The organism is Rhizobium sp. O111 (assembly GCF_055616315.1).
In genome coordinates, this window is the sequence record NZ_JBSHXL010000001.1 from 1,933,029 (window position 1) to 1,944,066 (window position 11,038).

An 11,038-nucleotide genomic window follows, 5' to 3' on the forward strand; every position below is an offset into this window, starting at 1 on the left:
GTATCGCTAACCCATGTCAGAGAAACCGCCCATTCCGGACAGCGAGATCTATGACCTCCTGCAGGAGGTTTGGCTGAAGCTCGCGCGCGAGGAAGGTCAGACCGATTTCGGCAACAACACGCTGAAAGCTGCTCGACTGGCGATCTTCTCGTTGCAGATGGCCATGACCATGAAGGGCGAGCATGTCACAGACCAAACGCCTTCCGAACCTTCTCCGCATTGCGATTGACGATTGCGTCCCAGTTCTGAGCTGCTGAGCGGACGAATGCGGCCGGCGGCCGGCCATTGGCGCCATACTCCTGATGTGCCGCGTAAGCGGCGGTGTATCCGAAATACAAGTCGTCATCGAGTGACGCGCCAGCGATTACTGCTTCGACCGTGCCGAAGTCGAAGGCGTACGTCTGCCCGCCAGTTGGGTTGGCTTTTGGGTTGATCGCCGGCATGGCAGATGTCGATGCCATTAGAGATGCCCAGAGGAAGCCAGTATCGTATGGAAGCCGACCACCATCCACATCGATGGTCTGCATTTCCTTGACGACCTCTTGAGCGCTTTCGTTTCTGACGGCCTCGATCGCTTCCGGTACGGCTTCAGCCCAGCGCGCTACGGCGGCGCCGAAGGATAAGTTAGCCATCAGGCGGCCCGCGCTCGGTACCGGCGAAGGCCGGCCGCGATGTAATCGATGCGGTATTCTAGGCGACACCTGCAGCCAATCTTGTGTCTCGCGGGGATGCCTGGGGCATGCGGATACATCAGCAACGTGCCGTCCGACGCAACGAAAGCCTGATCGAGCGGGACACCCTCTGCCTTATAGCGCGCCGCCATCTCGATATGCTGCATTCGCGGATGCTCTGATCCAGAGTGCAGCCAGTGCTTCGTGACATCCTGAGCGGCGATCTTCCCGCTCCCGATCTGCTGCCGGATGGCGTTATCGCGAACGGCGAAAAGCGCCGACCTGGTTTCCTCAAGGCCAATCATCTCGCCACGCAGGCGAAGATTGTTATCGGATAGCCTACCGATCATCCGCTGGATCAGCGTCTCGTCGACTGCCCTTCCCTCGCGAATTGCCTTTGTCACCGATCGGTCGAACCGTTTATCGCGCGTCTTAAGGTCGAGATACGCCTTCATCAATGTTGGGTCGCCCGATTGAAGGTTTTCTCGAGCCCTGGTGATGAAATTCACCTGCCGAGACGTGAGGCCGATCGTCCCGCCTTCCCTCCGCCCCGTTACGCGGTTCACGCGCCCGATGACATCGAGAGCAGTAGCCGTAGGGTTCTTCCCTTGGGTGAGCCCGGCCTCGAAGGCCATGCGGAGTGCTTGGCGCTGATCTTCGGTAATATTGGTCACCAACATCGACGACTGCTCGCGGATGAGGCGCTCGGCTTCCAGATTGCGCACACCGAACTGGAACAAGACGCGCGTACCGTCCGCGGCAACCAGCGAAGGCAAGCTTTGAACGAAGCTGACGCCGCCAGTATTGAAGGCTTCCCGCAGGGCAAGCTCCAGTGATGCGAATGCCTCCGGGTCGAACTGGATAGCCGCGACCGCTCCGGAGATGTCGCCGCGCTCCAGGCGCTCCACTACCGTCTTCATCAGTACGCCTGACTTAATGCTCTCGATGGCATCGCGGAACGCCTTGGCGATGCGCGGCTCGTACTGCGCAAGCAGCTCTTCGAACGTCATGCCAAACGCCCCTGCACAATGAAAACGACGTTTACGACCCCATCGTAATTGTTGGGGTCGTTTGCAATCACGTGGTACTCTACCCCGCCGGCGGAGACGATGTCACCGACCTGTGGCACGACAGCCAGGCCGACCGAGGAGATGTAGATCTGCCGGTCGCTGGTCAAGATCTTGGTTTCATTCACGTATCGCTGGTCATAGGTCATCGGCACCAGCGTGGCCGGGTAGCTCGTTTCTATGCCGTCACCGCCGAGAACCGGGTCGGGAGGCGTGATGCGCTTGACGGCGCCCTCTTGGCCGAACTCCTCGATCAGCTCATGGGCGACCGCTTGGATCTCGGCATAGTCGAACTTGGCCATCAGCAGCCCACCGACCAGATGCCTAGCGACACAAGATCCTCATCCTTGAGGAACGGCGCCAGCATGCCATCGACGATGGAGATCAGCGGCGTGATGGCCGAGGCCGTGCCGTCGTCCTTTGCCTGTTGGTACTCTTTTTCGATCTGGCCAACCTTCACGCGCTTGACCGCGCCAGAGGACGTGCCGATCGCCGTGAGGCTCCCCGGCTTCAGGCCTTCCTGATAGGCGGCCTGGTATGAGGCGTTGATCACGGCAGGCGGGACAACATCGGACGGCAGGAGCTTGCCGTTCACGACCGCCCCCTCGCGCGGCCACTGGCGCTCCTGCAGCGGGTCTACCACACTGCCAAGGAAGCGAGAGCCATACACCGCATCGATGTATTGGCTCCCGCGATTGCGAAGGACGGCCGGCGACGGCGCGGTTCCCGGCAGGACGTAGCCGTTATCAGTCAGCCAGGATGCAAAGCCCGTATCGTCGCCGTAGCCTGCCATTGATCAGGCTTCCTTCTTGTGCAGCTCGACGAAAGCGACCTTGTCTTCTTCGGACATGCCGTCGAAGCCTTCGAGATCGTCCTTGCGGAGGCTCTTGGTGACGGGCTCGCCATCCTTGGTGATGACGTAATAGCCGCCGCCCTTGGTCTCAACCTTGTAGGCGGAGTTGTTGACGCCTTCGCTGCCTTCTGCGGGACCGCCAGAAACGACACGGTACCGCCCTTCCCAGCCCTTCGGCTCCTTCTCGACGGTCAATTGCGTACCGACCGGAACTTCGCCCTTCGCGCCGTAGATGCCACGGCCGGTGATTTCGATCTTCATGTTGATGATCTCCAGTTGCGGGACGCCTCGCCCGAAGGCGAGGCACACTCGTTAATCGATATCGGTGGAGTAGAAGACGCCGGAAGCGCCGTTCCAATCCGCGCGAATGTCGATGCCCAGCGCCGCCATGATCAGGAAGTTGTAATCATCGACAGGGTTGGTACGGACCATGGCCGTGGTATTGGCGGCCATACCGACGAGCGGTCGGATGAAGGTCGCATCCGGCACGAAGGCGAAGAACGCGTTGCCCGAGAGCAGCGAGGTTTCTTCGATCTTGTTGATATTAGGGTGGGTCCGAAGGTAGTCGATGAGGCGACCACCCTTGAAGCCTTCGGACCCCGAATAGCTGCGCGACCAGTTCTGCATGATCTCGCCCGAGATATACAGATTGACCTTGCGGCCATTCAGCTTGTTGGCGCGAAGGGCGCCGCCAATGCCGTTGGTGAGGAATGCATCGATCTGGTCCGCCGTGGTCGAGGCGGAGGTCAGGTCGATGTTGTAGCCACCCGCAGCAGCTCCGAGGTTGATCGCCTTTGCATTCGGATGGTTCCGGATGCCGTAGCCGACCGAACCCTGGAAGGTGATGCTGGTATCGCCATTCAGGACATAGGTCGCCATGTCGCGGCGAATGGCGGCCGTGTGCGATTCCTGATCATCCGACAGCGCGTCGAAATTCTCGGATTGCATCGTGTTCCATTCGCGCCAGGAGCGACCATAGCCAGTGTTGAAGATCGGAACGATCGTCTGGCGATAGTCGTATTCGGTCTTGCCGAGCACTTCCGGCACCTGACCGGAGATAGAACGACGGACCGTGCCGGCGTCGCTCGATACGCGATACCCGAAGGCGATCTTGCCGATGTTGACCGGACGGGCCAGCGCCATCAGGTCACGCATGAAGTTTTCGCCTTCGTCGTCGCGCATGACACGACGGGTGATGGTGTCCATCTCGAGCCATGCATCGCGAGGCAGGACCGCCGCAGCGTTGGTCACGAGGCCTGTGCTGGCCGCCAGATCAGCGAGGTTGGCCTCATTGACATGGAAGGTTTCGCGCTGCGCGCCGACTTCGGCCCACCACTGACGGTGCGGCCGGGAATTGGCGACGAGCTGTTCGTCAAAATAGCGCATCTGGGAGCCTCCTTACGATGCCGCCGACAGGTAGCTTGCAGAGGCGGCCGGACGGATCCGAACGAGCTGCGAGGCACCGGTGTTGTTGTTGTAGATCTCGTCCGCATAGGCGACGACGAGGTCGCTCAATGCGGCGATAGCGAGAGTGCCATTGGCGCCGGGGGTGAGCGGCGTGCCGACAGCGGTGATGTTGACGCCGGTGGCGATGCGCGCCGCATAGTGCGTGTCATCTTCCATCTCAAGGCCCAGCACAGTATCGCCACGGACGATCGGGGGTCCGGCGGCATATGCGGCATAGGCGGCATCGACGCCTTTCATGGCGAGGTAGTTTTCCTGCGCCAGCCAGACCTTTCCGATGGTAGTCGCGCCGGCCAGGACGAACCGGCCCGAGGACAGGACGATGAGCGAACCGGGGGTGATCGCCGCGCCGGCTTCAGCTTCGCGGACCTGCGGATCTTTGCGACGAGCAGGCCCAAGGTGGATTCGGGAATAGCGACCCATGATTAGGCCTCCTTCTTGTCAGACGGCAGCTTGAAACCGTCGGTCTTGGTGCCGCCGCCGTTGAATGCGGAATTGAGGGCAGCAGCGCCTTTGGGGTCGGCCTTGGGCGCCAGCGCGCGCAGTGTAGCGAGCGGCGTGGCCTTTGCCGTGGCTTCGTCCAGCACCTTGCCGTTGACGATCTTGGTAACGAGCTCGGCGTGCTCGGCATCGTCCTTGGCTTTCTGGTTGGCGACGATCTCGGCCTGTGCATCGAGCACTGGCTTGAGGGCTGCGGTTACGGAGTTGGCGATCGTCTCGCCAATCTTGGCCATGCTTCCCGAGAGGGTTTTGACCTCATCGGAAAGCGACTTGAACTGCTCGTCGGTGACAGGCATGTCGTCTTCCTTCGTGTTGGTTGAGGGTTCCCGCCCGGAGCCGATGGCGTCCATGATTGCGGATTTCACTTTCTCCCAGACGCTGATGTTCTGTCGGCGCATGAGAGCTTCGACGAGGCGGGTGCCCGCCCAGTCGATCTCCTGGTCAGCAGCGTCCGTCATGGCGGAGTTGATGACCTCAATCTCTTCGAATTCGCCCTTGGCGTTGACCAGCATGCCGACGCCCTGGTCTGGGGTCGCGGCGCCGTCCTCATTGAGCAGGATGGCGTCGTGGTCGAACACCATGGCGCGGGCGACGCGCTTGTGATCGTCGGCGTTGACGGCTTCCATAATGGCGAGGAGGCCGGTCGAGGTGTGGATCGGGCCGCCGGCCTCGATCGCCGCGAGGACCGCCTTGCCGCCTTCCGAGCGATTGGCCACCTCGACGTCGATCACCTTGTCGAGCAGGACGCGACCGCCCTCCTGGCGCACGTTCTCGTTCCATGCACCGATGTAACCAATGTTCAGCCCTTCCGGGTCGCGAGCCGAGACGAACTTGCCGTTCACCAGTGGGTGTCCAAGTGGGGCCGGCGACCGATTGAGCGTCTGGTAGCTCTTGGCGATCTCCTCGGCCGGGTACTTGATCCCGTTCATGATGATGTTGTCCGGCAGGGTGGCCGACGGGACGATCACCAGATCGCGGCCGTTGCGCTTTTCCTTGCGGACAGCCTTCACGTTCGCCAGTGTCCTGACGTTCACACGCACCTGATTGGGCATGGGATTTCCTTTAGGTTTTGCTGCGATTGCGCAGCGGAACGAACCCGATCGGGCCGGTCTCTTCTACGGAGAAGATGTCATTGCCCGAGGCGTCGAGAAGGCCGGTCTTCTTCACCTGGCGATCTTTCTCGATGACTAATTCAGCGGTGGAAGCCTGCCCCCACTCGGTGAAGAAGGTGCCGCCTGTGGTCACGTAGTGCTTCATGCTGCATCCTCTTGCTTCGGAGGTGTGACGGCCGCGTCGATCTCGTCGTCGGTCACGTCATCGCGAAATTTGTCGGCATCGCTCAGTGGCTCGTAGCCGACTGCCGCGCGGATCTCGTCGTCGGTGAAGACGTAGACAGAGCCGCCCATCTTCTGATTGACGCCCGCCATCTTGTCGGCGCGATCGACCTTTTCGGACATGGACGCCTCGGTGAGATCGGCCCAATCGATGAACCAGTCCTTCTCGTCGAGGATACCGACTTGCTCGAGGCGATCGATCAGCAGGCGGATGTTCGGCACTGTCTGGTTGGCGCGGCGCGACATGCAGGTCTGAGACCACTCGTCCGCGTCTTCCTGGCTCGCGCGCTCTCCAGTCTGCATCCCGACGAGAACCTTCACCGGAATGTTCATAGAGGCGGCGAAATCCTGCAGTGCCACGGCATAGAAGTGCTCAGGCGACGGCAGGGTGATGTTCAGCGTCTTGGCCTGCATGCCCATAATCATGAGCAGCTGATCGAAACCGGCATTCCAGTCGGCGACCTGCTCGTTCATCTTGTCGGCGAGATCCTCGACACCCACGCCCATGGCCTTGGCCATCTCGGTAATCTTGGCTTCCTTGTCGACTTCGAGGACAGGCGCGCTCTTGGCGTTCTTCCAGAAGCCCTCGCCGCCGGCGCCCCTCACCTTCTCCATGTCGATCAGGGAGTTGTAGCCAGGCTCAAGAGCAGACGAGCCGTTGACCGAGCCGTCCTTTGACCAGACGATCACACGGTCAGGATGGATCATGATGTGGCGCGGCTGCTGTTTGTTCGTGTCGACAGCGGACTCGCTGAACTGGAACATCTTCGGCTGGCCGTAGGTCTCTGACGTCTCGACCGTGTCCCACTCCGAAACCTTGAGCTGGCCTTCCCATGCCGGGATAACCTCGACGAGGCCCATCAGGCCACCGGTCACCGATGTCACCGGCTGGTTGAATGCCTGACCGTCGGCAAAGCGTAGGATGACGCCAGCATACGCTCCGACCATAGACATGCGATCGGCTTCCGCTAGGCGGGTCCACAGGCGGAGATCGTCGAAGCGCTGGCGGATCTGCTTCTCGATCGGCGTTTCCTTCGCCGTACCCTTCTGCGAGCCGTCGCGTTCCTTTTCCAGCAGGAAGGGGTTGTCCTGCCACGTCTTGCGGATCGTCTTGTCGACGCCGGCCGCGGCGATGCCGTTGCGGGAATACATCCGGTAGAGCTGATCGAACGTCAGCTTCTCAGGATAGCCGAAATCCTTGTAGTGGTCGTGCTTGGGCGTCGTTCCCGGGAAAAAGGCCGGGAACATGCTGTCGAGGCGGCGCTGCACATAGTTGGCCAGCCGTACAACTTGGTTCATCGGTTCTTCTTCCTCAGGAACATGGCGACGGACGGGCCGGTCGCGATGTTGACGTTGTCGGCGGCGATCACCGCATCAGCGAGGTTGTGCGACTTCACGCCCAAGTCCTTCTTGAGCTTCAGCTTCGGCACGACCCGCTTCTTTCCTTCACTCTCGACCCACCAGGGCACGCAGAGCTCAGTGAACAAGGCGTCCAGCTTGTCTTTGCCCATCTGCGAAGAAAACGAGAGGATATCCTCAGGCTTGATCGGCTGCCCCCGGACGACAGCATTGAACGTGAGCATGGCGCGGCGGGCGGTGTTCGCCCACGCCTGCGCCTTCAGGTTCAGATACTCGTCCTTGTTCAGCGGGCTGTTGCTGTTCTGCGGATCACTCGGCTTGTCGCCGTCCATGACACCGCCGCCAGCGTGGAAGGCGAAGTGCTGGACGCTGGCCTCGTTCATTTCGTTCTGCTCGTCGATGTAGCCGCCGACGAAGGCGCCGACGCCGATCGTGTCATATGACACTGTCGCGCCAGCATGCTTGGCCTTGGCCCAGACACGCTTCGCGTTCTGCACCAGCTCATCCTTGCCCGACGCCCAGTCCTCGGCATCCGTGAAGACGCCTTCGATCTTGTCGGCCGTTGCGCTCTTGTCCTCGCCATCGTCGGCTGGGTCGAAACCGATGATGTTCCGACCGGTGACATCGATCTTGAGCACCTTGTGGGCATCGACACAGGCATCGAGCCACTTGCGCTTGAAGATCGATAGCTCGCTGTCGCCGAGCGGTACCCCGCCATAGACATGCTCGAACTTCTCCGGATCTCTTTCCCGCATCGCCGCGATGTCGCGCAGTGCCTTGGACGAGAGAAAAGGGTTCTCCGTATAGTCGATCTTCCGGACCACACAGTGAGGCGGCACGTTGACGACGAAGTTCTTCCAGACGTAGTCGGTGACCAGCTTCGGGTTGAACAGCAGGATCGCCAAGCTGTCTTCCTTGCGGATCGTCGGGCCGATGACGGTCCACTGATCCTCGGTAAGCTTCTCCGCCTCTTCGACCCAGAGGATGTCGACGTCGGACGTGCCCTTGATGTCCTCAAGGTTTCGTTCGATGCCGTAGAAGATGAACTCAGCGCCGGTGCGGCGATGGATGATCACCGTCTTCTGGACATCGAATGCGGCTTCTAGCCCGAGATGAGCAATCGCCCATTTCAGTTCGGTGTAGACCGAATCCTGAATGCGGTTCTGAAAGCGGCGGATGCATAGAACGCGCATCCGGACGCCAACGTGATCGACCAGGCGGACCAATTGGCAAGCCGTGTCTCTCGTCTTCGAGCTCGACCGGCCGCCGTGAAGGACAGCGATGTCAGCCTGTCCGAGAAAGACCTGCTCCCAAAAATCATGCAGTGCCGGGTTGGTCAGGTGGGTGGTAGCGTCTAGCTCTTTTCGCTGCGCAGCACTTCCCGCCATGTTCTCGTCTCGGTCTGTATGGGTGCGCCGTCCTTGCCGGTGTGCTCGTGGCGCTCGACGAACATGCCAAGGTGCTTGCCGATATCGACCAGGGCGCCCTTCTTGTCGTGAAGCTTCAGCTTGATGCCGCCGGTCGAGTTCTGGCTAATCTCAGCAATCGCGCCGGCCGTGTCATCGTCGATCTCGTCACTGGCGATTAGCTGGACGTTGTTGGTGACGACGTTCTTGATGACTAGCGTGTCGCCACCTTCCGGATTGTCTTCCTCGGTTACCAGCGTGCCCTGCCACTTGATCGCCTTGCGGATGTCAGCAAAGCCGATCTTGGCCAGCTCAGCCAGAACCCGCTCTTTGGTGATGGCGAGCTTGTCGATGGCCTTCTCGGTGGCCTTTCGCTCTACTACCTGCTCCCACTCCAAAAGCTCTGAGACGCGTTGTACGATGTTGTCTTTATGCTGTAAGCGAGAAGCATTCCCACGGTCAGGTTTGAAGCCAGCGGCAGCATATGCGTCATCTGCTGTCTTGCCTTTGGCGAGTGCTTGGGCGAATTTCTCATGCCGGGGATTTTGTAGGGCGGCCATAGTTCTACCCGGTGCATTGTCGTTGAGATGTTAGGAGGCGGGATGGATGCTTACGATCAACAATACGGGGTCACCGTCGAAGCCTTGGACAGAGCTCTAGACGACTTGACGGCTTCGGTTGACCATCCCGTGCCAACGCTCACGCCATCCAGCCAGACCTCTTATCGCTTCCCCCGTCCGACCTTCGGAGAGGCACTAGTCGTGAAATGTGTGCGGATGCTCAGCGCATTGAAAGCACTGAGGGCGTTACTTCACCAAGGCCTGATGCTGGACGCTGGCTCGTTGATGAGGATTTCAGATGAAATCGGGCTGGACATAATGTTCTTGGCTGGCCCAACACTGTTCAAGCTCCCTGCTGAAGAGCGGCATCAGAAGTATTTGAAGGAACTCTTCCAAGAGGAATTCGGGTCCGCCGACCCCGTTTCATCGCAGATTAAGCGCGATCGGGTAAGCCGCAAGCACATTCGAGCCTACGTCGCTAGGACCTACTCCAATTCTACGGAGTAAGCAAAGCGGTCGCAGTGGCAGAGGTGATCGAGGGAGCCTACTCCGGCTTCGTGCATGGGGCCGCGATACACACTATGGACGTTTACAATGGCAGGAGGTTCGTAACCTCGCTTCCCGGCGGGGCTGCACCGCTCATGTCGATCAAGAAGCAATTCCCCCACTACCTCGAACGAACCATCATCGCGTTCTGCTTCAGTTCGAAAGCACTTGGCCGAGAGGATGTTTTCACAAGGCTCCACGCACTTAACGTGCGGCTGTTTGAGGGAAAAGGCGAGGCAGCGCTTCGCTAAGATCCAGCCAGCGGTCGATACCTCCGGATGCGGATTTGACTTCGAACCCAAAACACGTCTGGGCGTTTCTCCGTGGTAGCCCTCTTTAACCGGAGAGAGACCATGAGACTTGTGCAATTCACTCTGATTGGACAGGCTGCAATCCCTGTCTTTATCAACCCCGATCAGGTTGTGTCTTTGGTTGCCTTACCGGATCGAACGCAAATCATCACGACCGCGACTGCAGCTCACGGAGCGACGATCGTCTATGATGTGACGGAACTAGCTGGTGAAGTCGTGCGACAATTGACGACTAATCCCGTGGTTACCGCGCCGGGACGCGCTTGATCACCGCTCGGCGATTTCTCTGCCTCTGGCGCAAATCACCACAATAATCACTACATACCCTTCAAGGTTTACCTTAGCAACACCACCGAATGCTATTTCGGTGGTGTTTTTCGCTTCTGGAAGCCCCAATGCACAGCCAAATCCTCTAAGGCGTCTTTGAGGTAGTCGGCGAGAGTGTGTCGAGCACGCTTCGATGTGCCGATCTCGGCAATCGTCCGTCCCTCGCCTGCCACCATGCTGACGACATCGTAATGGCGTCGACCGAGTAGATCTCGGCAGCCTTTGAGTTGGATGCCGGCGTCGATCTGGCGGTCTGAGATTGGCTCTCGTGCACCACCGCCGTCGACGGGCTCTCGGCTGTAGTCGAACGATCCGGCGCCTGATCCGCCGAGCGCCTCCCAGAGGCGGCGAAACATGATTGCCGCCTCAACCTGGTGCGCTTCGAGATGCCCCTTGGCCGCCATCATGGCGACCGGGCTCTCGCGGAGGTTCAGGGCAGCCGTCACCGTCTTCGGATTGCCTGAGGCACCGGCGTGAACCTTGCTGTAGTGAGGGTTGTCGATCTCTACCAGCTTCACCTTGGAGTGCTGGTTGCCCAGTCCAGCGAACTCGCTGGTGTTTGCCACGGTCAGTCCCTTGAAGGTTCTGCTGGGCTTCTTTCGTGCTTTCTTCAGTTCCGCCATTCTCGTTCCCTCGTGT

At 59.9% G+C, this 11,038-nt stretch carries 17 protein-coding genes; 4 read left to right on the top strand and 13 right to left on the bottom strand.

Going from position 1 to position 11,038, the window contains the following annotated elements:
• Positions 1-13 precede the first annotated feature (13 nt).
• Complete coding sequence (locus tag ACVTFQ_RS09825) at positions 14-229, top strand: hypothetical protein (RefSeq protein ID WP_470423838.1); 216 nt, start codon at positions 14-16, stop codon at positions 227-229.
• Here the strand turns inward: ACVTFQ_RS09825 and ACVTFQ_RS09830 are convergent.
• From ACVTFQ_RS09830 to ACVTFQ_RS09885, 12 genes are read right to left on the bottom strand one after another with little or no spacing between them, the layout of a single operon-like run.
• On the bottom strand, positions 186-632 hold the full coding sequence (locus ACVTFQ_RS09830) for an HK97 gp10 family phage protein (protein WP_470423839.1): 447 nt from the start codon (positions 630-632) through the stop codon (positions 186-188). The genes ACVTFQ_RS09825 and ACVTFQ_RS09830 overlap by 44 nt on opposite strands.
• Complete coding sequence (locus ACVTFQ_RS09835; protein ID WP_470423840.1) at positions 632-1,681, bottom strand: head morphogenesis protein; 1,050 nt, start codon at positions 1,679-1,681, stop codon at positions 632-634. Before ACVTFQ_RS09835 ends, ACVTFQ_RS09830 begins: the two co-directional genes overlap by 1 nt.
• Positions 1,678-2,040, bottom strand: a complete 363-nt coding sequence (locus tag ACVTFQ_RS09840; protein WP_470423841.1) for a hypothetical protein — start codon at positions 2,038-2,040, stop codon at positions 1,678-1,680. The genes ACVTFQ_RS09835 and ACVTFQ_RS09840 overlap by 4 nt, the downstream gene beginning before the upstream one ends.
• Positions 2,040-2,531 carry a DnaT-like ssDNA-binding protein gene (locus ACVTFQ_RS09845; protein WP_470423842.1) on the bottom strand — a complete coding sequence of 164 codons (492 nt, stop codon included), beginning with the start codon at positions 2,529-2,531 and terminating at the stop codon, positions 2,040-2,042. The genes ACVTFQ_RS09840 and ACVTFQ_RS09845 overlap by 1 nt, the downstream gene beginning before the upstream one ends.
• Positions 2,532-2,534: 3 nt before the next feature.
• Positions 2,535-2,852: a hypothetical protein gene (locus ACVTFQ_RS09850; RefSeq protein WP_470423843.1), complete on the bottom strand. Its 318-nt coding sequence runs from the start codon at positions 2,850-2,852 to the stop codon at positions 2,535-2,537.
• A gap of 51 nt (positions 2,853-2,903) precedes the next feature.
• A complete protein-coding gene (locus tag ACVTFQ_RS09855) occupies positions 2,904-3,977 on the bottom strand; it encodes a major capsid protein (protein ID WP_470423844.1) in 1,074 nt (357 codons plus the stop codon).
• Positions 3,978-3,989: 12 nt separating this feature from the next.
• Entirely contained in the window at positions 3,990-4,478 is a 489-nt protein-coding gene (locus tag ACVTFQ_RS09860; RefSeq protein WP_470423845.1) for a hypothetical protein, read from the bottom strand.
• 2 nt (positions 4,479-4,480) lie between these two features.
• Positions 4,481-5,608 carry a hypothetical protein gene (locus tag ACVTFQ_RS09865; protein WP_470423846.1) on the bottom strand — a complete coding sequence of 376 codons (1,128 nt, stop codon included), beginning with the start codon at positions 5,606-5,608 and terminating at the stop codon, positions 4,481-4,483.
• Between the two features lie 10 nt (positions 5,609-5,618).
• Entirely contained in the window at positions 5,619-5,813 is a 195-nt protein-coding gene (locus ACVTFQ_RS09870) for a hypothetical protein (protein WP_470423847.1), read from the bottom strand.
• Positions 5,810-7,189 (bottom strand): anti-CBASS protein Acb1 family protein, encoded by a 1,380-nt coding sequence (locus ACVTFQ_RS09875; protein ID WP_470423848.1) that lies wholly within the window; start codon positions 7,187-7,189, stop codon positions 5,810-5,812. Before ACVTFQ_RS09875 ends, ACVTFQ_RS09870 begins: the two co-directional genes overlap by 4 nt.
• Positions 7,186-8,637: a PBSX family phage terminase large subunit gene (locus ACVTFQ_RS09880; protein ID WP_470423849.1), complete on the bottom strand. Its 1,452-nt coding sequence runs from the start codon at positions 8,635-8,637 to the stop codon at positions 7,186-7,188. The genes ACVTFQ_RS09875 and ACVTFQ_RS09880 overlap by 4 nt, the downstream gene beginning before the upstream one ends.
• A complete protein-coding gene (locus tag ACVTFQ_RS09885; RefSeq protein WP_470423850.1) occupies positions 8,604-9,215 on the bottom strand; it encodes a terminase small subunit in 612 nt (203 codons plus the stop codon). The genes ACVTFQ_RS09880 and ACVTFQ_RS09885 overlap by 34 nt, the downstream gene beginning before the upstream one ends.
• Before the next feature lie 42 nt (positions 9,216-9,257).
• Here ACVTFQ_RS09885 and ACVTFQ_RS09890 point away from each other — a divergent pair, with 42 nt between their 5' ends.
• The 3 genes from ACVTFQ_RS09890 (at position 9,258) to ACVTFQ_RS09900 (ending at position 10,339) form a co-directional block, all read left to right on the top strand.
• Positions 9,258-9,722: a hypothetical protein gene (locus tag ACVTFQ_RS09890; RefSeq protein WP_470423851.1), complete on the top strand. Its 465-nt coding sequence runs from the start codon at positions 9,258-9,260 to the stop codon at positions 9,720-9,722.
• 14 nt (positions 9,723-9,736) lie between these two features.
• The gene (locus ACVTFQ_RS09895) at positions 9,737-10,012 is read left to right on the top strand and encodes a hypothetical protein (RefSeq protein WP_470423852.1); all 276 of its coding nucleotides are present in this window, start codon (positions 9,737-9,739) and stop codon (positions 10,010-10,012) included.
• Positions 10,013-10,114: 102 nt separating this feature from the next.
• Complete coding sequence (locus ACVTFQ_RS09900) at positions 10,115-10,339, top strand: hypothetical protein (RefSeq protein ID WP_470423853.1); 225 nt, start codon at positions 10,115-10,117, stop codon at positions 10,337-10,339.
• A gap of 92 nt (positions 10,340-10,431) precedes the next feature.
• Here ACVTFQ_RS09900 and ACVTFQ_RS09905 read toward each other — a convergent pair whose 3' ends face one another.
• On the bottom strand, positions 10,432-11,022 hold the full coding sequence (locus ACVTFQ_RS09905; protein WP_470423854.1) for a hypothetical protein: 591 nt from the start codon (positions 11,020-11,022) through the stop codon (positions 10,432-10,434).
• Positions 11,023-11,038: the final 16 nt, after the last annotated feature.